The sequence below is a fragment of the Peribacillus simplex genome (assembly GCF_001578185.1).
GTDB classification, from domain to species: Bacteria; Bacillota; Bacilli; order Bacillales; family DSM-1321; genus Peribacillus; species Peribacillus simplex_A.
This window is the reverse complement of record NZ_CP011008.1, coordinates 3009024-3029940: the sequence shown is the minus strand read 5'-3', so window position 1 is coordinate 3029940 and position 20917 is coordinate 3009024. Positions and strand designations below refer to the sequence as shown.

Sequence of the window (20917 nt, the reverse complement as noted above, 5' to 3'; positions counted from 1 at the left end):
GTTAAGTAATTTAAGGTATAAGATAAGAGATTAGATTACTTTTGCGAAAGGATTTATCGTTTCTATGATGCCATCATTGTTTTTATCACATGGAACACCTTTATTAGCTCTGGAAAAAAATGGCTATACTACTTTTTTGAAGGATTATATGAAGGGTATGGAAAAACCTACTGCCATCGTTATTTTGTCAGCACATTGGGAAAGTGAAGATCAGATGATTTCAGCGGTAGGGAAGCATGAAGTCATTTATGATTTTGCAGGGTATCCTGAAGAAATATTTCAGATAACATATCCTGCTTCGGGGTGCCCGGAGCTGTCCGATCGAATTTTAACCTTATTGTCAAGGATAGGTGTATGGGGGCAACTTGATGAAAGGCGCCCCCTAGATCATGGAGCATGGGGGCTTTTGCACATTATGTATCCTGAAGCTGACATCCCGATCGTATCTATGTCCATTAGTCCTGCACTTCCATTGGACAAGCAGTATGAAATCGGGAGAACTTTGAGGGAATTAAAGGAAAGTAATGTTTTAATCATCGGGAGCGGTGGAATTGTCCATAATTTCACCCATATTCAGGAGGATATGCATGTTGCAGAGGGGTGGGCAATCAACTTTGAGAACTGGGTTGAAGAGAAAATCATGAAATGGGATTTGGAATCTTTGTTTAATTATGCAAAAATCGCTCCTTATAGTACAGATGCTGTGCCTTCCAAAGAGCATTTCATTCCATTGATCATCGCAATGGGAGCAGGAGATGTCAACAAAAAATCGGCTCTCCTTCACAGAACATTTCAATATGGCAATCTGAGTTTAACAGCTTGGAAGTTTGATTGACTTGTAAGGGTTTTCAGTCTAGTTAAATATACCTGAAATATAAACGATATACAAAAATACAAAAATCTTTTTTTAGCGAAAAAAAGGCTTAAATGAGCAAAAAAGTCAATTTTAAGCGTAATTTGACGAATTAAACAGAAATATAGTTAAAAAAAGGTTGCATAAAGTTGTTTAACCTTTGGATATTTCGACAAAAACATGTTAATATAACATCTGAAAACGTTTTATCCTTTAAAATTTTATTATTCAATAACCAAAGTTGTTAATTATATATCATATTTTTGGGGAAAATTTAGAAGAAAGAAATTTGGGGATAGATAAAACGAAATGCAAAAAATTATGAGAAAAATTTGGGGGTTTACAAAATGACCATCAAGGACGCTAAGGCATACGACCCATGGAAAACTTTTTCAGGTCCAAACCTTGGGTATGTCATGGAGCAATACGATCTATTTCAAGCCAACCCGGAAGAAGTAGATCCGGAACTGAAAAACTTTTTTGAAGTATCAGGTCCTCCTTCATTCGATGTATCGGCTGAAACAACAATCGTAAGTGCACCAACTGTACAAACTGGAGAAGTTCTTCCAATGAAGAAAATAATGTCTGCAGTTACGTTAGCAGAAAACATCCGTGCATACGGACATCTTGCAGCAAATATTTATCCTTTAAAAGAAGAAGCTCTAGATACGGAACAAATTCACTTTGAAAAATATGGATTGACCGCAGATGATTTAAGGAAAATACCGGCTGAATTAATTTGTCCAGAATCACCTGAAAACGTGAAAGACGGATACGAAGCCGTTCAATACCTAAAACAACTTTATACAAAAACGATAGCCTTTGAATTTCACCATGTTAATGACTTGGACGAAAAGCAATGGCTTACTGATATGGTCGAATCCGGAAAAATGTTCCCGGAAGTGGCTAAAGAGAAAAAAGAACTATTACTTAAGCGATTGAATGAAGTTGAAGGTTTCGAGAAATTCCTTCACCGCACATATGTGGGGCAAAAACGTTTCTCCATTGAAGGACTAGACGCCCTAGTGCCGATTTTAGATGAAATGATTTCACAAACTGTTCAAAATGGAACAGGGAATGTAAATATTGCCATGGCTCACCGGGGACGTTTGAATGTGCTTGCACACGTACTAGGAAAGCCATATGAGGTCATTTTCTCTGAATTCCAACATTCACCTAATAAAGATTTGGTTCCTTCCGAAGGTTCAACAGGCATTAACAACGGATGGACTGGTGATGTTAAATACCATTTAGGTCTGGATAAACAGATTACTAATGCTAACATACAAAAAGCAAGGGTTACACTTGCCAATAACCCAAGTCACTTGGAAGTAGTCGGTCCAATCGTGGAAGGGTATTCTCGTGCGGCACAAGAAGACCGTTCAGAAAAAGGATTCCCTGTCCAAGACATTTCCAAATCACTTGCAATCCTGATTCATGGTGATGCAGCATTCCCAGGTGAAGGTATTGTTCCTGAAACGTTTAACTTAAGCCGTTTACGCGGTTATCAAGTTGGCGGCGCTATCCATATCATCGCCAATAACATGATTGGTTTCACAACGGAAAGTGAAGATTCACGTTCAACTCTATATGCCAGTGATTTGGCAAAAGGCTTTGAAGTGCCGATCGTACATGTGAATGCAGATGATCCAGAGGCATGTATGGCTGCGGTGAACCTTGCGAACCTATATCGCGAAAAATACAATAAAGATTTCTTGATCGACCTGATCGGTTACAGACGTTTCGGCCATAACGAAATGGATGAGCCATTGGTGACTCAACCTGAAATGTATGCATTAATTCATAAGCACCAAACTGTCAAAGAGCTTTATGGGAAGAAACTCATTCAATCTGGTGAGTTCACTGAAGCTGAAGTTAAAGCAATTGCTGAGCAAGTGGATACAAGGCTTGCGGATGCATATGCGAAAATTTCCGGAAATAAACCGGAAGCTTCTAAAGAATGTAATCCTCCTGGGATTATTGAAAGAGGACTTCCAGCCATTGAAACGGCTGTTCCGAAACAAGAACTGGTTTCAATTAACGAAGAACTTGTTAAGTGGCCGGAAGGATTCACTCCTAATAAAAAATTAGGTAAGATTTTATCACGTCGCTTGGATTCCTTTGGTGCTGACGGTAAAATTGATTGGGCTCATGCCGAGACACTGGCATTTGCATCCATATTGAGTGACGGTACTCCAATCCGTTTGACAGGACAAGACTCAGAGCGTGGAACATTCGCTCAACGTAATATCATGTTACATGACAGTGTTAATGGAAAAACATATTCACCACTTCACACACTTGAAACTGCTAAAGCTTCTTTCGCTGTTCATAACAGCCCGCTTACTGAAACGGCAGTTCTAGCTTATGAATATGGTTATAATGTATTTGCTCCAGAGGCACTAGTATTATGGGAAGGCCAATTCGGTGACTTCGCAAATACAGCACAAGTGATCTTTGACCAATTCATTGCGGCTGGCCGTGCAAAATGGGGTCAAAAATCAGGTCTTGTCATGCTGCTTCCACATGGTTATGAAGGACAAGGGCCAGAGCACTCAAGTGCACGCCTAGAACGTTTCCTTCAATTAGCGGCTGAAAACAACTGGACAGTTGCTAACTTAAGTTCGGCAGCTCAATACTTCCATATCCTTAGAAGACAAGCTAAGATTTTGGATCAAGAGCAAGTTCGTCCGCTTGTCATCATGACACCGAAGAGTATGCTTCGTAATCAAGTGATGGCTTCTACAGCTGAAGAATTCAGTGAAGGCTCTTTTGAATCATTCGTTGAAACTAAAGCTTTAGGCAAAAAACCTAAATCGGTTGAACGCATTGTTTTTGCATCAGGTAAATTGGCGGTTGAACTTCGTGAAAAAGCGGCAACTGAACAAAAAACGGACTGGTTGCAAATCATCAGTATCGAAGAAATTTATCCATTCCCGTTCACTGGCGTTCAAGAAGCTTTGAAAAAATATACAAATCTTAAAGAGATCTTCTGGGCTCAAGAAGAACCTAAGAACATGGGGGCTTGGACATTTGTTGAACCTCGCCTTAATGCAGCGGCTCCTGGAAACCTTTCAGTGACATATATAGGAAGGAAGCGCAGATCAAGCCCGGCTGAGGGAGATCCGCTTGTCCATAAAAATGAACAACAACGGATTATGACTCAAGCAATTACACGCAATAATGAGGGGGAGAAATAAAATGGCTGAAGTAAAAGTACCTGAATTAGCAGAATCAATTTCTGAAGGATCTATTGCGCAATGGTTAAAACAACCCGGTGATCATGTTGAAAAAGGCGAATATGTCCTTGAACTTGAAACGGATAAAGTAAACGTGGAAATCATTTCAGATTATACGGGTACTCTTTCGGAACAATTAGCAGAAGAAGGCGATACTGTCCAAGTTGGACAGGCTATCGCTATCGTTGATGAAAATGGTTCAGCTGCAGCAGCTCCAAAAGCGGAAGCTCCTAAGGCTGAAGTAGCCAAAGCAGAACCAGCTAAAGCGGAACAAGCTGCTCCTGTTAAAGAGGCTCCTAAAGCTGAAACGAAAGAAGCATCATCCAATCAACAAGTCATTGCTTCACCAGCTGCAAGGAAATTGGCTCGTGAAAAAGGAATTGACTTGACTCAAGTGCCTGTAGTCGATCCACTAGGTCGTGTACGTGTACAAGATGTAGAAGCAGCAAATAATGCACCTGTGACACCTGCTGCATCTTCTGCAGCTCCAACACAAGCTCCTGCAGCTAAACAAGCAGCAGCTCCTGTTGAAGTGAATGATGATCGCATTGAAGTGGTTAAGATGACTCGCCGTCGTCAAACCATTGCCAAACGTCTAGTTCAAGTACAATCCGAAGCAGCCATGCTTACTACTTTTAACGAAGTCGATCTTTCTGCAGTCATGGAATTGCGTAGCCGCCATAAAGATTCTTTCGTGAAAACAAATGATGTTAAACTTGGTTTCATGTCATTCTTCACTAAAGCGGTCATTGGCGCATTGAAAAAATATCCGTTATTGAATGCAGAAATCAAAGGCGACCATATCCTGAAAAAGAACTTTTATGATATCGGTGTAGCCGTATCCACTGATGAAGGTCTTGTCGTTCCGGTGGTAAGGGATGCTGACCGCAAAAGCTTTGCTGAAATCGAAAAGAACATTTCTGATTTGGCTGTTAAAGCGCGTAACAACAAACTGGGACTTTCAGATTTATCTGGTGGTACTTTTACCATCACAAACGGAGGGACTTTCGGTTCCCTATTATCTACACCAATCTTGAATGCCCCTCAAGTTGGGATTTTGGGCATGCATACAATTAAGACGCGTCCAATCGCTGTTGGAGATCAAATCGAAAACAGACCAATGATGTACCTTGCATTATCTTACGATCATCGTATCGTTGATGGAAAAGAAGCGGTTGGTTTCTTAGTAGCTATCAAAGATATGCTAGAAGATCCAGAACAACTTTTACTTCAAGGCTAATAAATCATAAAAACCCCCCCATGTCATAATGACATGGGGGATTTTTTTGTGAATGAGTTTAACTGAAAGGCATATTTTCATTGAAAAAAAGATAATGGGGGTCATGCAAAGGTTTTGTCTCTGTTGTGAATGTTTTTGGAGGTATTTTTGAATGTATTTGAATATTTTTAAACGTTTGTGATTGATTATTCCTTTGTTTTCATATATGATGATGATATTAAAGTGAGGTGGGATTGATTGTTGACAACAGAAAGGCACCAGTTCATCTTATCGATCCTTAAAGAACAGGGAACGATTAAGCTTCAGGAGCTTGTAGATCAGTTACATGCTTCGGAGTCGACCATTCGGAGAGATTTAGTGCAACTCGAAGAAATGAAGCTCTTGAAACGCGTGCATGGCGGGGCCTCTTTACTTCAAAGAAAAGGCCTTGAACCAACGACTATAGAAAAGCAAAACAAAGCAATAGCTGAAAAACAACTGATTGCAAAGCTTGCGTCTTCATTCATAGAGAAAAATGATTGTATATATCTTGATGCAGGCACAACCACTGCAGAAATGATTCCTTACTTAAAGGATAAGAATATAACGGTCATGACAAATGGTCTTATGCATATTCCAAAACTTATTGAATTGGAAATCAAAACAGTCTTAGTGGGCGGAACGATTAAATTCTCGACAAATGCGGTTATAGGAAGTAATGCTGTACAATTTTTGAATGAATACCGTTTCGATAAATGTTTCTTGGGAATGAACGGCATCCATCAAGAATTGGGTTTCACAACACCAGATCCGGAAGAAGCTCTACTGAAGAAGATGGCATTACGACTCTCTAACGAAACCTACGTGCTTGCTGACAGTACAAAATTGAATGAAGCTACTTTCGCTAAGGTGGCAGATGTAAGCGATGCCATAATCCTTACTGACAGCAATGATGAAGAGGCTGTTGCTCAGCTCCATAAAAATCCAAAGGTAAAGGTAGTGACCATTTAATGATTTATACAGTGACACTTAACCCATCCATCGATTATCTGGTCGAGGTGGAGAGTTTTAAAATGGGCAAGGTGAATCGAACTAGTTATGATGCCAAATTCCCTGGAGGGAAAGGGATTAATGTTTCCAGGATGCTTAAAAGGATTGGAAATAGTACGACAGCTTTAGGTTTCATAGGTGGACAAACAGGTGAATTTGTAAAAAGGTTTTTAAGACAGGAAGAGATTTTCACGGATTTTACAGAGATAACAGGAGATACAAGAATAAACATTAAATTGAAAACAGGGCTGGAGACTGAAATCAATAGCCAAGGGCCAGTTATTTCAAAAGGGGATTATCAACAATTATTTAGTCAGATTGAACAGTTGAAAAATAATGATATTCTCATTTTGTCAGGTAGCATCCCTCCAAGCGTCCCTTCGGATGTATACGAAGCCATGGCAAAGTCTTGTTCTGATAATGGCATTAAGGTGGTGGTGGATACGAGTGGGAGGGAATTACTAAGTGTCCTTCCATATCGGCCATTTTTGATAAAGCCTAATCACCATGAATTGGGTGAACTTTTTTCTACTGAAATTAGAACGGTTGATGATGCTATCGAATACGGTTCTAAATTGGTTCAATCAGGAGCACAAAACGTTATCGTTTCAATGGCAGGACAGGGTGCTGTGCTTTGCTCCGGTGGTGAGTCATATTCCGCTAATGTGCCAAAAGGAAAAGTCCTCAACTCAGTGGGTGCCGGGGATTCGATGGTGGCCGGTTTCATCGGGACATATGAAAAGACAGAGGATATTTTATCTGCTTTCCGATTCAGTCTTGCAGCAGGAAGTGCTACAGCCTTTTCATCAGATCTTGGTACATTGGATAAAATCGAAGAGTTATTACCGCAAATTGATATCAATCAACTAACAGGAGGCTGACTTTATGAAAATTACAGACTTGTTGAAATTGGATACAATCGTAATCAATCTACAAAGTGCTACAAAGCAAGCTGTCATTGATGAACTGTCAGGGAAGTTAGCCGAGGCTGACAGGTTAAACGATGTGGAGGCTTTCAAAGCCGCTATCTTAAAACGTGAACAACAAAGCACAACAGGGATTGGTGAAGGAATAGCGATACCACATGCTAAAACAAATGCTGTTAGGACACCTGCCATCTGTTTCGGAAAATCGGTTAATGGAGTGGATTATGAATCGCTTGACGGTCAGCCAGCTCATCTGTTCTTTATGATTGCAGCAAGTGAAGGAGCGAATGCGGATCACTTGGAAACCCTTTCCCGGCTTTCTTCATTACTGATGGATGAAAAATTCAGAGACCGATTGATCTCGTCTTCTTCTGGTGAAGAAGTGTTAGAGATAATCAATCAAAAAGAGATGGAAGCAGATGAAGAAGAAAAAGAAGAGCAGCAATCAAGTGATGCTGCCAGCGGTAACAACAAAGGGAAAATCCTTGCCGTTACAGCTTGTCCAACAGGAATTGCCCATACCTATATGGCTGCTGATGCATTAAAGGCCAAAGCGAAGGAAATGGGAATCGATTTCAAAGTGGAAACAAATGGATCGACAGGAATCAAAAATGGTTTAACCGCTGCAGAAATTGATGAGGCGGATGCGATTATCGTTGCAGCGGATAAGCAGGTGGAAATGGATCGTTTTAATGGAAAGCACGTCATTATTGTCCCTGTTGCCCATGGGATCCGGAAGACCGAGGAGCTGTTAACCAGAGCCATTAATCAGGATGCACCTGTTTATAAAGGAACTGGAAATGATAAAAGTGATGAAGGTGATTCAGCAAAAGGAGGATTGGGGATTTACAAGCACTTAATGAATGGGGTAAGTAATATGCTTCCATTTGTCGTCGGGGGCGGAATCTTGGTTGCGCTTTCTTTCTTTTTTGGGATCGAGGCAGCCGATCCGGCAAATCCTGATTATAATCCCATTGCCAAAGCATTAAGTGATATTGGCGGGGGAACTAGTGGTGCATTCTTCTTACTTGTCCCAGTCCTTGCTGGATTCATTGCTTCAAGTATAGCCGACCGTCCTGGTTTTGCTCCCGGTATGGTAGGGGGATTATTGGCAGCACAGGCTCATGCCGGTTTTCTTGGCGGACTAATCGCCGGTTTCCTTGCAGGTTATGTCGTCTTATTTTTACGAAAGCTGTTTTCTAGGTTACCGCATACACTAGAAGGCATTAAACCGGTTTTACTCTATCCTGTATTCGGCATGTTAATTACAGGCTTAATCATGATATTTGTTATAAATGGGCCAGTAACCGCAGTTAACACAGGCTTAACCAACTGGCTACAAGGTTTATCAGGTACGAATGCTATTTTGCTTGGATTGATTCTAGGAGGTATGATGGCTGTAGATATGGGCGGACCCCTGAATAAAGCCGCTTTCACTTTCGGACTTGCAGCTATTGAAGCTCATAGTTTCGGGCCTCATGCTGCCGTCATGGCAGGTGGAATGGTACCTCCTCTCGGGATTGCCTTTGCAACTACATTCTTTAAAAGCAAATTCAGTGAAACGGAAAGGAAATCAGGATTCACAAATTATTTCATGGGTGCTTCATTCATTACAGAAGGGGCCATTCCTTTTGCGGCGGCGGATCCATTGCGCGTTATCGTCAGCAGTGTAGTAGGGGCAGCGACAGCAGGAGCCCTGTCAATGGCTTTTGGTGTAACTCTGCCAGCACCACATGGAGGAATTTTTGTCATCCCCCTTGTCAACCATCCTTTTCTCTATTTGCTGGCCATTTTAATAGGGTCCCTCATTACCGCTTTAATGTTGGGATTCTGGAAAAAGAAACAAAAATAATAAATAATGAAGAAAGCGGGTCCAATTTTATGGACCCGCTTTTATTATATCCATTCCAAAATTTCAATCCGATTGCCGAAGGGATCGGATATATAGATGCGGTTCGCCCCAGGTAACCTTTTGTCTTCTGTAAAAGAAACACGATTAGTTATTAAATGTTGTTTAAAGTCTCTAAGATTTTCTACTTCAAGCGCTGGATGGGCTTTTCTCGCGGGAATGAACTGATCTTCCGTTCCAACATGAATTTTGATCGATCCTGATTCGAACCATACTCCTCCACTTGACTTTAAGGATGCAGGCTTATCCACTTCCCGAAACATTAGAATCTCTTTGAAAAACTTCCTTGATTGGTCCTCGGTATTTTTGGGAGATGCTAATTGGAAATGATCGATTGCTTTAAAAATGAAACCCACTTTTTTTTTACCCCCTCTTGGCTACTTATATATCCAATATTAAAGCATAAATGTCATGTTTATGGGTAAAGGAGATTTAAAAGGACAAAGGAGTGGACGTACATGCTGAAGAAAAACACCTTAAAAACAACTAAAAGGGATGATATGATTGATGTTACGGCAGAAGTACAGGCATTCATCAATGAAAACGGGATACAACAGGGGTTAGCTCTTATATATTGTCCGCATACGACAGCAGGGATCACGATTAATGAAAATGCAGATCCCGATGTCAAAAAGGATATGCTAAGAAGATTGGATGAGCAACACCCATGGAATCATACATTGGATTTACATAAGGAAGGAAACACGGCTGCCCATTTGAAATCAAGTACGGTTGGTTCTTCACAACAGGTAATCATCCATAAGGGAAGTTTAATCCTTGGTACATGGCAAGGGATATATTTTTGTGAATTCGATGGTCCCAGAGATAGGCAATATTTTATTAAATTATGTGTCGACCGTTAAAATGGAAGGTATATCTTGGAAGAGGTAGGAGGAAGAGGATTGGACGATGTTTGGATTGAAGGAAGAAAAGTAATATTGAGGAACGTTAAACAAGCCGATTTAAAACGTTTATGGAGCCTGAAATATGGAGAAGTCAAACCAGAATGGAAAAAGTGGGATGCACCTTACTATCCTCTTGAACTCATGGATTACCATACTTATATCGAAAAAGAAACGAAGCACAGAACCAATGATGGGAAAATGGGGGCTTACTCCGAGCTATTAATGGAAAAAAACGATCAAATAATAGGTTCTGTTGTATATTACTGGGAACATGAACCCTCACGTTGGCTGGAAATAGGGATTACGATTTTTGAGCCAAAGTACTGGAATGGCGGGTATGGAACAGAAGCGTTAATGATGTTCATAGACTATTTATTCGAAAACTTGGAGATTGAACGGGTTGGACTGACGACATGGTCAGGTAATGAGCGTATGATGGCTGTTGGGGAAAAGGTAGGCATGCAAATAGAGGGAAGAATGAGAAAATGCCGTTATTATGATGGTTATTATTATGATTCAATCAGAATGGGTATACTACGTGAGGAATGGAAGGGGAATCTTTAAAATTTCTAAGTTAATTGACCCGTGAAAATTTTTCCTTGATTTCCTTGGGAAAAATTTAGCACTGTTTTCTCCCATATGGTCTGTTATCCTAGGAAGATGCTTAACGAGGAGGTTACAAGATGAAATTATCAGTATTAATAACCGTGATAATGACTCTAAGTGTCATCGTACTTGGGATAGCTATTCCTAAGGGAACGACCAGTATAGCTTCTGATGGAGCAACCAAACATGTCATTAAACAAGGTGAATCGATATGGGATATTGCAAAGCGGTATGGTGTCCCAATCAAAAAGTTAAAAGAAGTCAATAATAATGTGAATAATGTTGCAGAACCTGGTAAAACATTGATTATTCCACATGTAATGAATGAAAAAGATAAAGAATTATTAGCAAGGCTTGTGCATGCAGAAGCCAAAGGGGAGCCTTATAGAGGAAAGGTCGAGGTGGCAGGAGTAGTTTTGAATCGCCTTGATAGCAAAGAATTCCCTGATACGGTCCGGGAAGTGATCTATCAAAAAAACCAATTCTCGCCCGTTGCTGATGGCAGTATAAACAAAGCAGCCGGAGATGATGCCAAGAAGGCTGTCAATGAAGCATTGGCAATTCATGGCTACACAAATGATGCCTTGTATTTTTGGAATCCCAGTATTTCGGACAGCAAATGGATGAAACAATTAGAGGTAATCAAAATCATTGGTGGCCACCATTTTGCCATATAAACTACATTTCAAGAACCGGTCTCACCAACTAGGGAGGCCGGTTTTTCATGTTTAAAACTAACTCTTAAATGATTTCAGCCCACATCTCGCGGGGATTCAGTTCATAAATGCTGTTTTCCCGGTACATGATGCTTCCGATAATGAGTTCACGTCTTATCGTTGCGTAATCATCATGGAATGACTGGATGAATTCATTCAATTCTTTTTCTGGATATTTACGTCCCTTTTCCAAAAGGCCTGCAATGAACGATCATTTTCTTCTTTCTTTGTGCTGGTATGGTTTTTAGTCGACCATCTTGTGTAAAGAAGTTTTCAAGGATCTTTTTATACTCTAAAATCAGCTTTTGTTTATCCAATTTACTGGAGTCCCCCTTATTTGAAATGATTTTAGGTAATGCTGAAGAATAATGCTCTAGGACATCTTCATTCAAAAAATAATATACCGTATTTTTTTCTCTCCGATCCTTCACTAAATTAATGTCCTTTAATTTCGTTAAATGGTGTGAAATGGTTGGGGCAGTCAATTTTAATATTCCCGCAAGAGCCTGTCCGTGTTTTGGACCGTTTGCCAGAATGGATATAATCCTAATCCTGGTCACATCACCAAGCGTTTTATGGAAAGCGACCAACTTTTCTAATTGCACTTTATCCCCCTCACTAATTAGAAGTGTTAATCAAGCTATATTCACTTTTCTATATTGCTTGGAAAATATAATGTATAATTTAGGAGAATGTTGAAAATTTTTATCTGGATTAAGGAGCTGTAATATGGCTAATACACATGTTTATACAAAAAAAGAAGAAGTGGTCAATGCGATAACCCATGGTGTTGGTGTTTTGTTGAGTATCGTCGCTCTTGTGTTTTTAATAATATTCTCAGTCCAAAAAGGATCGCCTTGGCATGTAGTCATTTCAGTGATTTATGGCGCTTCCATGCTTCTTTTATATGTCTCATCCACATTAGTGCATAGTTTTCCAGAGGGGAAAACAAAGGATATATTCGAAATCTTTGATCATTCAGCCATATATATATTCATTGCAGGAACATACACGCCCATCATGGTCCTTGTGATTCAAGGCTCACTAGGCTGGACACTGCTTGGAATAATTTGGGGAGTTGCAATCATCGGCGTCGTCTTCAAGGCTTTCTATGTTAAAAGGTTCCTATTCCTTTCGACGCTTCTTTATATTGCGATGGGGTGGATGATCGTCATCGTTTGGGGACCTCTTACAGCAGCGATGCCCTCAGAAGGTATCCAGTTACTGATAGCAGGGGGCTTGCTTTATACGTTTGGAGCTATCTTTTATGTATGGCGCGGTTTTCCGTTTCATCACGCCGTTTGGCATGTTTTTGTGCTTGGGGGTTCTGCCACCCATTTTTTTGCAGTATTGTTTTATATCCTTCCTCTATGATCACTTCTAGTGATTCTTTACTTGATCGATCTTATGATACCTGAAAGATTCCTGTAGTTTTGAATGACCCCTTTTAGGTAATCAATAAGGATACAAATGATTAGGGAGGAATGGCTAATAAATGAGAAAATCAATCAAAATATTATCTGTTCCGTTTGCCGCTATGCTTGTTTTGGCCGGGTGTGGGGGAGAAAACGATGAAGTGAAAAATCCACCGGAAACAAATCCTGAAACAAGAACGGATAATAATGAAAAGGTGCCTTTCACTTTCAAGGGTTTTCAATTAGAAGTTGATTATGTGGGAACTGATAACGAATACGAAGCTGAATGAAACCATGGGAGCCCAAACCGAAGCTTCAATCGAAGATAAATCAAACAAACATGAAGTTCACGGTGATGAAGCAATGAAAGAATTAACACCGATTTTAGATAAATTGACATTCACTAAAGATTCAACAGATGAGCAAGTAATTCAAGAAGTGACAAGTGTTTTTGATTTGAAGGATGCCTATGAAGAATTTGATTTAGAGGTCGTGTTCGATGATGGTACGAAAAAAGAATATACAGTGAATAATAAATAACTAAATCCATTTATTATATTATCTTAAGTTATAAATGGTAGCCTTTTCACGATTCTTCAATAGTTGTCAAATTGCGGTAACTATAGTAAAATGATTACGGTTAGCAAAGGGGATAACATACATTTGCATTTCATATTCGGACTTATGGGGATAGGACCGTAATAAATACTTGTAAAAAAAAGAGTCTTTTTCTAAGATTCTTTTTTTGTGCAAGTGATTGAAAATGATGGCTGAAAAAGTAACAAGATGAAAGAGAGGGTACCGCAAGCGGCACCCTCTCTTTCATCTACCCATTTGCATCATTGGGAAAGTGGTGTATTTTTTTTTGGCAGCATATTAGCTGATGCTAACCTTGAACGGATCGTAATCCCAAGCCAAGATGCAAGGAATGCTTTTAAAATGCCTACGATTATAAATGGGGCAAAACCGCTGGCAAATGCAACTGTCCATGATAATGAGCTCATATATTTCAACCAAATCGTACCGATGATCAACGTTATGAACATCCCGATTATATTTGCAAGGAAAGCCATTGCAACTGAGAAACGTGTTTTTTCCAATATCAGCCCGGTAATATAAACTGTCGGGATATAGGATAATAAATAACCGCCAGTCGGACCGAATATCTTAGCTAGTCCTCCAGACATTTCAGCGAACACTGGTACTCCTGCAGCTCCTATGAACAAGTATAATAAAACGGAAGAGGTTCCATAACGTGAACCTAGTATAGTGGCTGCCAGCCCAACAGCTAGAGTCTGTCCTGTAATCGGTACTAACGGCAGTGGAATTGTAATTTGGGCAAGGATCCCTATAAGTGCTGCAAATAAGGCTGTAACCATCATCATTCTTAATTTCTCGTGACTTTCCCTCATCGTGCTTCCCCCTATTGTAAACCTGGTTATCAAACGAGTTAACATATAAAGAATTTTAATATGATAAGTAAACACTGTCAATGATATTATGAATTTTATTTTATAAGGGCATAGTTGTTGCCCAGGTTCGTAAAACCTGGAAAAAAAATGAAACTTTCTGTAACGTCATTCGTATTAATGGTAAGTGAAGTAAATGGGGGGGGATTATTGCCATATTTCTTTCAAAAGGTAGTTAAAACGCTTATCCTCGGTCTTAATAGTATAAGCGGTAAAGAAAAATCGAATTAAAAGGATGAAAGAGATGGAGTTATTTGGAGTTCCATTAGAAACAGTCTATTTATATGGATTAATTATATTCGGGGGGCTAACATTCCTATTTATCTTGTTTAATGATATATTTTCTGGCCTGGAATTACCGGATATATTTAATCCAACCCTCATTTTTAGTTTTTTGACCGTATTTTTTGCGAGTGGCTTTTTGCTTGAATCGCTTACAGGACTTAATGGTGTGATGATTGCCGTGATTTCCCTGCTCATTTCATTTACAATCGTCACCCTATTGAATGTATTTGTGTTGATTCCCATCTCATCGGCGGAGGAAAGCTTAACGTTTCATGACAATGACCTGAGAGGCAGGGTTGGCAGGGTTCTGACATCAGTCCCGGTTGATGGGTTTGGGGAAGTCTTAATCGAAAGCATCAGCGGGAGCATTGCGAAAACTGCGGCCAGTTATAAGAATGAAGGAATTGTTTCGGATACAAAAGTCTTGATCATCGAAGTTAAAAATGGGGTTGTCTATGTCATGCCCCATGAGAATGAATAAGAGGTAGGAGGTCATTTATGTTTAGTTTAATTTGGATTGTTGTCGCCATTGTTGCATTTTTATTAATCGCACTTATTGCTGTGTTTGTTACGAAATACCGTACTGCTGGTCCTGATGAGGCCTTGATAGTGACTGGAAGTTACTTGGGCAGCAAGAATGTCCACATCGACGAATCAGGAAATAAAATTAAAATCGTCCGCGGTGGAGGTGCTTTCGTTTTGCCAGTGTTCCAGCAAGCGGAACCATTGAGCTTGTTGTCAAGCAAACTTGAGGTCTCGACTCCTGAAGTATATACAGAACAAGGTGTCCCTGTCATGGCTGATGGTGTATCGATCATCAAGATTGGCGGTTCAATCACCGATATCGCCACAGCAGCAGAGCAATTCCTTGGTAAATCGAAAGATGACCGTGAACAGGAAGCGCGGGAAGTATTGGAAGGACATCTTCGCTCAATCCTTGGTTCGATGACAGTCGAGGAAATTTATAAAAACCGTGAAAAGTTTTCCCAGGAAGTACAGAGGGTAGCCTCGCAGGATTTGGCTAAAATGGGACTCATCATCGTATCGTTCACGATTAAAGATGTTCGTGACAAAAATGGATATCTTGAATCGCTAGGTAAGCCAAGGATTGCTCAAGTGAAAAGGGATGCCGATATAGCTACCGCCGATGCCGAGAAAGAAACGCGAATCAAGCGAGCCGAAGCTTCGAAGGAAGCCCAGCGTGCCGAACTTGAAAGGGCAACAGAAATAGCCGAAGCCGAAAAAATCAACAAGCTAAAGGTTGCGGAATTCCGTCGTGAGCAGGATATTGCCAAGGCACGGGCTGACCAAGCTTACGATCTTGAAACTGCCAGGTCTAAACAGGATGTAACCGAACAGGAAATGCAAATCAGGATCATCGAACGGCAAAAGCAGATTGAGCTGGAAGAAAAAGAAATCCTTCGTCGTGAAAAGCAATATGATTCAGAAGTGAAGAAAAAGGCGGATGCCGATCGTTATGCGGTAGAGCAGGCAGCTTCCGCAAACAAAATGAAACAGATTACAGAAGCGGATGCCGATAAGTATAAAATTGAAGCCATGGCCAAAGCGGAAGCGGAACGTGTTCGAATGGACGGTCTTGCTAAAGCGGATGCCCAAAGGGCACAAGGTACGACAGAAGCGGAAATCATCAGGTTAAAAGGGGTAGCAGAAGCAGAAGCCAAGCAGAAAATAGCTGAAGCTTTTGAACAGTTCGGGCAAGCCGCCGTAATGGATATGATTTTGAAAATGCTGCCTGAATATGCAAAACAAGTTGCTAGCCCGCTTAGTAATATAGACAAAATCACTGTAGTGGACACAGGCGGAAGCGGTGCGAATGGCGGGGCTAATAAAGTGACAGGATATGCAACGGATTTAATGGCAACATTGCAAGAGTCATTAAAGGCATCTTCGGGAATTGATGTCAAAGACTTGCTTGAGAATTTCTCAGGAAAACGAAATTTACCATTCACCACCATCAGCCAGGAGAATGTCGAAGCGAGCATGAATATGGCAGCAAGCAAGGAAGAGTAACAATTAAGAGAATAAATGGTAAATCATACTGTTTAACACATAAAACTAACGCTGATATATTTCCTATACAGATATATTATGGACCTACTTATAGAGAATAAACCAACAGGGATCCATTTTCATTCAGTAATACTCAATTGACAAATAAAATTGATTAAATGAAAAAGTTGAAATAGAACAAAAGATTCGAAGAATAATTAAAAATCAACAACCAAGGATGATTGGTTGTTGATTTTTTGCTTTTTAATAAAGCCTAAATTGTTTTTTTAGTTTCGCTAGTACTAAATGTTTGAAACTTATATGTGGATGCACTTAAAACTTTATCTATTTGATCATCTGAATTTAATTGCATTGGTTAAAAAATTTTATGCTTATTTGTGTGACGATGTCACCTTCTTAAGAGGAGAACCCCAGCTGATACTTAATTTTATCTAAACTTCCAGAACCCGGATTTTACAAGGTCAGCACAAACGAAATATAGCTTAGAAATGATAGAAAATGCACTAACAAACAACACGAGAGAAAAAACTGTAAGTGATCGAAGTGATGTTCACATCGAACATATTATGCCGAGGGAATTACTAAGGAAAAGAAATAAAGTCATTGAAAATTCTTGGAAAAAAGAACCAGGAACAAGAGCTTCTGAATATTCAATGTTTGTTAATAGAATCGGTAACCTTACGCTGCGTGGAAGCGAATTAAACATTACAGCATCTAATTATCCTTTTCTTGAAAAGAAAAAAATATGAGCAATCTATCATCATGTTAACCAAAGAAATTTGCAAAGAAGACAAATGGACCTTTGAAGAAATAAATATAAGGAGAGTGTTTCTTGCGGGCATTGCTAAAAAGATATGGGATTTCAATAATTTGCAGTAGGGGGCTATAATTATCAATCTTTGTTGAGTGTTTGCTTTTTTTACTGTTGTTGTTAGGTAATATACGAGCAGATGAACATCGATTCTTTTAGCAGCTAATCCTAAATTAGCCGTGTGTTTAAAGCCGTATTTTATTAGGTCAATCCTTCTTAGCTTGCGTGTTAAGATCCAGATATGCGGAGAAATCTCGTTTTATTTTTGCTAAATTGGATGCTTTCTTGAGTGCAAAATCATACATTTTTTCGACAAAATAAGATTCATCATCGTAAACCCGACTAAAGCGGCTTTAAAAATTTCTTCTTCATTATTCTCCAACATTTCTTTTGGAAGCCTAATTATCGTTTCCGTATAGAATATTTTGGAACATGAATTAATAGAATGCCTAAATGATTAAGAACAACTCATATGTTTAGCGAATTTGTGAAATGTTTAACTTAAACTAATGGGTACGTTAGCGGAAGATCGGAGCTGTCTTTAAGGCAGCTTTTTTGTATGAAAACACATTAGTAAAAAAGCCATGCTAAAATAAACCCTTCATATCCTCATTTTTTTGCAGGGTGTAAATGTACTATGTCGTTATATTAACTGATTATGCAGTTTGTTGTTTAGATGGAGCGATTGAATAGCCTTTCTTTTTTAGATATTCGATCATTTTTAATTCTTTGTTATTTTGTTTTTCTTCAAGGTAATTTGAGCCTAGTTCATGATAAGGTTCACCTGTTTTTAAGATGTTGTAAGCAATTGTTACTAGTAAATGGGCAGAAGCGATTCGTCCCTTCATTTTTCCCTGTCGTTTGGTAATTCTTTTTCGATGAGAAGCAATTCGATTATTTTGCCTTGATGTCGCTAATACACATTCAAAGCTTTGTTACCTTGTGTGGTTTTACTCTTTTACCAGCACTTTCGTAATTTCCGGGACTCACACCAGCCCAAGAGGCAAGGTGTTTAGCCGACTTAAATACGGACATATCAACACCCATCTCTGCAATAAAAGTAGCTGCGGCAGCTTTGTTCACACCAGGTATACCATCCGATAATTCTAGTTCCTTACGATATGGGGACAGGAGTTGATCAATTTGTTTTTCCAATTCTTCTATGGCTTTTTCTAAATAACTCATATGCTCCCAATGGTATCGCAACATATCACGATGATGACGGCGAATACGACCATTAATTGCATTGGCAATGTCAGTAATACTTGCTTTTGTTCGCCAATCCACCATTTTTCGAAGACCATCGCTCTCTATTTTTTCACCGTTTAGAATCGCTTCGAGGATACGGCGTCCCGATACACCAAAAATGTCTGATAAAACGGATGTTAGCTTGATATTAGCATCTTGAAGAATTTTGTGAATGGGATTCTGCTCTGATGTGCGATGATGAATCAATTTTTTTCGATAACGAGTAAGATCTCGTAAATCACGAATATCCTCCGGTGGGACAAAATTGCTTTCAATAAGTCCGCATCTTAGAAGCTTGGCAAGCCATTCGGCATCTTTCACATCAGTTTTACGCCCTGGAACATTTTTGACATGCCTGGCATTGGCAAGAACAAGGTGAAAAGAACCTTCGAGTATATCCATATTGGTTTCCAGTAGACTCCGGTACTTTCCATCACAACATCGGTTACCTGAAGGGTAGCGAGCCAATCACTTAAAGCCAAGAGTCCCGTAGTTGTAGTTGAAAACGTTTCAATAGAGGTTTTTGGCTTTTTATCTAATGGACCAAATAATACACAGGCTACCACTGTTTCTTGGTGTACATCTAGGCCAGCACATCGTTCAATCATTGCTTCCATAGGAGAATCACCTCAATAAAAGATTAACAATACATATGACAGTAGATTTGTTGCAAAAATTTTTGTATACGTACTAGCAGTACACTAAATGGTTCTTCCATACTGTCACAACCAGTTTCTTATACAGGGTATATCTTCCTTAAGATGCAGCAAAAAAAGTTCAGCCTGGTTGTATTGTTATCATTATCGTCAAGGGGTTTATGGGTTAGACTCAATTTTGAGTTTAGATTTTCGTAGTAGATGGTGGCGGCGAGGAGCGCCGCCATAGGAGTTTCTTATGGAACTAGAGAGGTAGTTTAGTTGAAAAAGCTAAGTTTGAACACATAGTGAAGACCGGAAGGAATTGTAAAAAAAGTAAATTCAAAATATCAGATTGGTAAACGATTGCAGGGCTCAAGGTTATCTATTTATTACTGCATCGTATATTGATAACTGGATTGTGAAAAGATGAATTTGGTTTGCTTCTAGGGATTGAAGAAAATAATTGAATAAAGCCAGCTGGCATAATAGAGTTTAAAGATTAAGTGCAAGGTAAAGTTTAGAAATTATACAAAGGCAGGCTTGCTCCGCATTCCTGTCTTATATAATCAAATAAAATAGTGAAGGTGATTTTACTTTGTCTGTAGAAAATCCAGAAGGTAATTATTTATGACCACGAAGATTATCCTGACGTTAGTGGTCGCTATGACAATTGCGGTAAAACTTAGTTTGAAAGTTCGGTTAAATATATTCGTAAATGCAGAGAGTGTGGCATGAAGAAATCGATTTAACCCTAGTATGAAAGAAGTAAAATTCGTTAAAACAACAGCATCTAGATTGGATCATCTACATTACAACTATTAACTTTGCTAACCACTTCCTATAAAATACCCCTAAAAAAAAGCAATGTATCTCAAGGTTGAGAAATTCATTGCTTTTTTCCGTTCGCCCGATGCCCTGTGTGATCTGTCTGTTCTCACCTCCATGAGTAGGCTTTATTGTTGAGGAAGGTTTAGGGCTGTATTTGCTGTATTTATATCAACTTGTAATTGTTCACTTAAATCATGTGGATGATAGTAACCTTTTAAAATCATATAGTTACTTATCTCTCCGTGTCTTTCTACAGCGACACGAAGCTGTTCTCTTAAGGCTGCTTTCAATTCAGGTGTTTTTGTTTCTGTAATGGCAAAAGCAAGATTTCTAATTCCAGATTTTGCGGATATTAAGAAGTCCGTTGCAATCACCTGATCAGTCATGCCACCCATGCCTGCCATATTTTGCAAAAAATTTGTCATTACTGTTCCCCTCTATTCGTCAGAATTTCCTGCAGTGTTTGAATATCTTGTGTTCCAGTGCTCATGTCTTTTAATAGAATATTTTGTAGTTCTGTATCCTGCACTAAACTGCTCATTGTAGAGGACTTTGTTAGACAAAGACTCTTGAAAGTTAAAATTTCGTGCGCCTCTAAAGTCTCATGCAGTCCTAAATTTTTAATCATGATTTTTCACTCCATTTCTTTGAGAATTCCCTTCTATATCTTTCGTAATACAATAGTTTTTATACATCATCATATGTAAAGGTAACGTGTATTTTGGGAAATAAACTACTTATATATCAATAATCCGTATAACAAACAGAT

Annotated in this window: 21 protein-coding genes and 2 pseudogenes; 15 read left to right on the top strand and 8 right to left on the bottom strand. The window is 39.3% G+C overall.

Annotated features, from left to right (window positions below; genetic code table 11):
- Positions 1–64 precede the first annotated feature (64 nt).
- The 6 genes from UP17_RS14005 (at position 65) to UP17_RS13980 (ending at position 9139) form a co-directional block, all read left to right on the top strand.
- Complete coding sequence (locus UP17_RS14005; RefSeq protein ID WP_061463552.1) at positions 65–835, top strand: dioxygenase family protein; 771 nt, start codon at positions 65–67, stop codon at positions 833–835.
- A gap of 365 nt (positions 836–1200) precedes the next feature.
- A complete protein-coding gene (locus UP17_RS14000; RefSeq protein WP_061463551.1) occupies positions 1201–4053 on the top strand; it encodes a 2-oxoglutarate dehydrogenase E1 component in 2853 nt (950 codons plus the stop codon).
- Position 4054: 1 nt separating this feature from the next.
- Entirely contained in the window at positions 4055–5332 is a 1278-nt protein-coding gene (gene odhB / locus UP17_RS13995) for a 2-oxoglutarate dehydrogenase complex dihydrolipoyllysine-residue succinyltransferase (RefSeq protein WP_061463550.1), read from the top strand.
- Between the two features lie 237 nt (positions 5333–5569).
- The gene (locus UP17_RS13990; RefSeq protein WP_061463549.1) at positions 5570–6322 is read left to right on the top strand and encodes a DeoR/GlpR family DNA-binding transcription regulator; all 753 of its coding nucleotides are present in this window, start codon (positions 5570–5572) and stop codon (positions 6320–6322) included.
- Positions 6322–7242: a 1-phosphofructokinase gene (gene pfkB / locus UP17_RS13985; RefSeq protein ID WP_061463548.1), complete on the top strand. Its 921-nt coding sequence runs from the start codon at positions 6322–6324 to the stop codon at positions 7240–7242. Before UP17_RS13990 ends, pfkB begins: the two co-directional genes overlap by 1 nt.
- Before the next feature lie 4 nt (positions 7243–7246).
- Positions 7247–9139: a PTS fructose transporter subunit IIABC gene (locus tag UP17_RS13980; protein WP_061463547.1), complete on the top strand. Its 1893-nt coding sequence runs from the start codon at positions 7247–7249 to the stop codon at positions 9137–9139.
- A 44-nt stretch (positions 9140–9183) separates the two neighbouring features.
- On the opposite strand, the gene UP17_RS13975 is transcribed toward UP17_RS13980, so the two are convergent.
- Positions 9184–9552, bottom strand: a complete 369-nt coding sequence (locus UP17_RS13975) for a VOC family protein (protein WP_061463546.1) — start codon at positions 9550–9552, stop codon at positions 9184–9186.
- Between the two features lie 102 nt (positions 9553–9654).
- Here UP17_RS13975 and UP17_RS13970 point away from each other — a divergent pair, with 102 nt between their 5' ends.
- The 3 genes from UP17_RS13970 (at position 9655) to UP17_RS13960 (ending at position 11384) form a co-directional block, all read left to right on the top strand.
- On the top strand, positions 9655–10059 hold the full coding sequence (locus UP17_RS13970; protein ID WP_061463545.1) for a secondary thiamine-phosphate synthase enzyme YjbQ: 405 nt from the start codon (positions 9655–9657) through the stop codon (positions 10057–10059).
- A 39-nt stretch (positions 10060–10098) separates the two neighbouring features.
- On the top strand, positions 10099–10665 hold the full coding sequence (locus UP17_RS13965) for a GNAT family N-acetyltransferase (protein ID WP_061463544.1): 567 nt from the start codon (positions 10099–10101) through the stop codon (positions 10663–10665).
- A gap of 119 nt (positions 10666–10784) precedes the next feature.
- Complete coding sequence (locus UP17_RS13960) at positions 10785–11384, top strand: cell wall hydrolase (RefSeq protein ID WP_061463543.1); 600 nt, start codon at positions 10785–10787, stop codon at positions 11382–11384.
- Between the two features lie 64 nt (positions 11385–11448).
- Here UP17_RS13960 and UP17_RS13955 read toward each other — a convergent pair.
- Positions 11449–12028 (bottom strand): annotated as a pseudogene (locus tag UP17_RS13955) (metalloregulator ArsR/SmtB family transcription factor).
- Positions 12029–12152: 124 nt separating this feature from the next.
- Here UP17_RS13955 and trhA point away from each other — a divergent pair.
- From trhA to UP17_RS13940, 3 genes are all read left to right on the top strand, one after another.
- Positions 12153–12797 carry a PAQR family membrane homeostasis protein TrhA gene (gene trhA, locus UP17_RS13950; RefSeq protein WP_061463542.1) on the top strand — a complete coding sequence of 215 codons (645 nt, stop codon included), beginning with the start codon at positions 12153–12155 and terminating at the stop codon, positions 12795–12797.
- Positions 12798–12918: 121 nt separating this feature from the next.
- Positions 12919–13128: a hypothetical protein gene (locus UP17_RS13945; protein ID WP_061463541.1), complete on the top strand. Its 210-nt coding sequence runs from the start codon at positions 12919–12921 to the stop codon at positions 13126–13128.
- Positions 13094–13378 (top strand): YusW family protein, encoded by a 285-nt coding sequence (locus UP17_RS13940; RefSeq protein WP_061463540.1) that lies wholly within the window; start codon positions 13094–13096, stop codon positions 13376–13378. Before UP17_RS13945 ends, UP17_RS13940 begins: the two co-directional genes overlap by 35 nt.
- 299 nt (positions 13379–13677) lie before the next feature.
- Here UP17_RS13940 and UP17_RS13935 read toward each other — a convergent pair whose 3' ends face one another.
- Entirely contained in the window at positions 13678–14250 is a 573-nt protein-coding gene (locus UP17_RS13935) for a biotin transporter BioY (RefSeq protein ID WP_061463539.1), read from the bottom strand.
- A 301-nt stretch (positions 14251–14551) separates the two neighbouring features.
- Here UP17_RS13935 and UP17_RS13930 point away from each other — a divergent pair, with 301 nt between their 5' ends.
- The 3 genes and pseudogenes from UP17_RS13930 (at position 14552) to UP17_RS13920 (ending at position 17502) form a co-directional block, all read left to right on the top strand.
- Positions 14552–15073 carry an NfeD family membrane protein gene (locus UP17_RS13930; RefSeq protein WP_061463538.1) on the top strand — a complete coding sequence of 174 codons (522 nt, stop codon included), beginning with the start codon at positions 14552–14554 and terminating at the stop codon, positions 15071–15073.
- A 17-nt stretch (positions 15074–15090) separates the two neighbouring features.
- Complete coding sequence (locus tag UP17_RS13925; protein ID WP_061463537.1) at positions 15091–16623, top strand: flotillin lipid rafts scaffold protein FloT; 1533 nt, start codon at positions 15091–15093, stop codon at positions 16621–16623.
- Between the two features lie 488 nt (positions 16624–17111).
- Positions 17112–17502: pseudogene (locus tag UP17_RS13920) on the top strand (HNH endonuclease family protein).
- A 588-nt stretch (positions 17503–18090) separates the two neighbouring features.
- Here the strand turns inward: UP17_RS13920 and UP17_RS28890 are convergent.
- The 5 genes from UP17_RS28890 to UP17_RS13900 form a co-directional block, all read right to left on the bottom strand.
- Complete coding sequence (locus UP17_RS28890) at positions 18091–18282, bottom strand: hypothetical protein (RefSeq protein ID WP_061463535.1); 192 nt, start codon at positions 18280–18282, stop codon at positions 18091–18093.
- Between the two features lie 76 nt (positions 18283–18358).
- Positions 18359–19084, bottom strand: a complete 726-nt coding sequence (locus UP17_RS13910) for an IS110 family RNA-guided transposase (protein WP_284149530.1) — start codon at positions 19082–19084, stop codon at positions 18359–18361.
- A complete protein-coding gene (locus UP17_RS29290; RefSeq protein WP_284149585.1) occupies positions 19000–19290 on the bottom strand; it encodes an IS110 family transposase in 291 nt (96 codons plus the stop codon). Before UP17_RS29290 ends, UP17_RS13910 begins: the two co-directional genes overlap by 85 nt.
- Before the next feature lie 983 nt (positions 19291–20273).
- Complete coding sequence (locus UP17_RS13905; protein ID WP_061463534.1) at positions 20274–20573, bottom strand: spore coat protein; 300 nt, start codon at positions 20571–20573, stop codon at positions 20274–20276.
- Positions 20573–20776, bottom strand: a complete 204-nt coding sequence (locus UP17_RS13900) for a hypothetical protein (protein WP_061463533.1) — start codon at positions 20774–20776, stop codon at positions 20573–20575. The genes UP17_RS13905 and UP17_RS13900 overlap by 1 nt, the downstream gene beginning before the upstream one ends.
- Between the last annotated feature and the right edge of the window lie 141 nt (positions 20777–20917).

Bases quoted from the DNA above. Each gene is read 5' to 3' on its own strand.
- UP17_RS14005 (WP_061463552.1), top strand. From the start codon at position 65: ATGATGCCATCATTGTTTTTATCACATGGAACACCTTTATTAGCTCTG.
- UP17_RS14000 (WP_061463551.1), top strand. From the start codon at position 1,201: ATGACCATCAAGGACGCTAAGGCATACGACCCATGGAAAACTTTTTCA.
- odhB (WP_061463550.1), top strand. From the start codon at position 4,055: ATGGCTGAAGTAAAAGTACCTGAATTAGCAGAATCAATTTCTGAAGGA.
- pfkB (WP_061463548.1), top strand. From the start codon at position 6,322: ATGATTTATACAGTGACACTTAACCCATCCATCGATTATCTGGTCGAG.
- UP17_RS13980 (WP_061463547.1), top strand. From the start codon at position 7,247: ATGAAAATTACAGACTTGTTGAAATTGGATACAATCGTAATCAATCTA.
- UP17_RS13970 (WP_061463545.1), top strand. From the start codon at position 9,655: ATGCTGAAGAAAAACACCTTAAAAACAACTAAAAGGGATGATATGATT.
- UP17_RS13960 (WP_061463543.1), top strand. From the start codon at position 10,785: ATGAAATTATCAGTATTAATAACCGTGATAATGACTCTAAGTGTCATC.
- trhA (WP_061463542.1), top strand. From the start codon at position 12,153: ATGGCTAATACACATGTTTATACAAAAAAAGAAGAAGTGGTCAATGCG.
- UP17_RS13945 (WP_061463541.1), top strand. From the start codon at position 12,919: ATGAGAAAATCAATCAAAATATTATCTGTTCCGTTTGCCGCTATGCTT.
- UP17_RS13940 (WP_061463540.1), top strand. From the start codon at position 13,094: ATGTGGGAACTGATAACGAATACGAAGCTGAATGAAACCATGGGAGCC.
- UP17_RS13935 (WP_061463539.1), bottom strand. From the start codon at position 14,250: ATGAGGGAAAGTCACGAGAAATTAAGAATGATGATGGTTACAGCCTTA.
- UP17_RS13930 (WP_061463538.1), top strand. From the start codon at position 14,552: ATGGAGTTATTTGGAGTTCCATTAGAAACAGTCTATTTATATGGATTA.
- UP17_RS13925 (WP_061463537.1), top strand. From the start codon at position 15,091: ATGTTTAGTTTAATTTGGATTGTTGTCGCCATTGTTGCATTTTTATTA.
- UP17_RS28890 (WP_061463535.1), bottom strand. From the start codon at position 18,282: ATGAAGGGACGAATCGCTTCTGCCCATTTACTAGTAACAATTGCTTAC.
- UP17_RS13910 (WP_284149530.1), bottom strand. From the start codon at position 19,084: ATGGATATACTCGAAGGTTCTTTTCACCTTGTTCTTGCCAATGCCAGG.
- UP17_RS29290 (WP_284149585.1), bottom strand. From the start codon at position 19,290: ATGATTGAACGATGTGCTGGCCTAGATGTACACCAAGAAACAGTGGTA.
- UP17_RS13905 (WP_061463534.1), bottom strand. From the start codon at position 20,573: ATGACAAATTTTTTGCAAAATATGGCAGGCATGGGTGGCATGACTGAT.
- UP17_RS13900 (WP_061463533.1), bottom strand. From the start codon at position 20,776: ATGATTAAAAATTTAGGACTGCATGAGACTTTAGAGGCGCACGAAATT.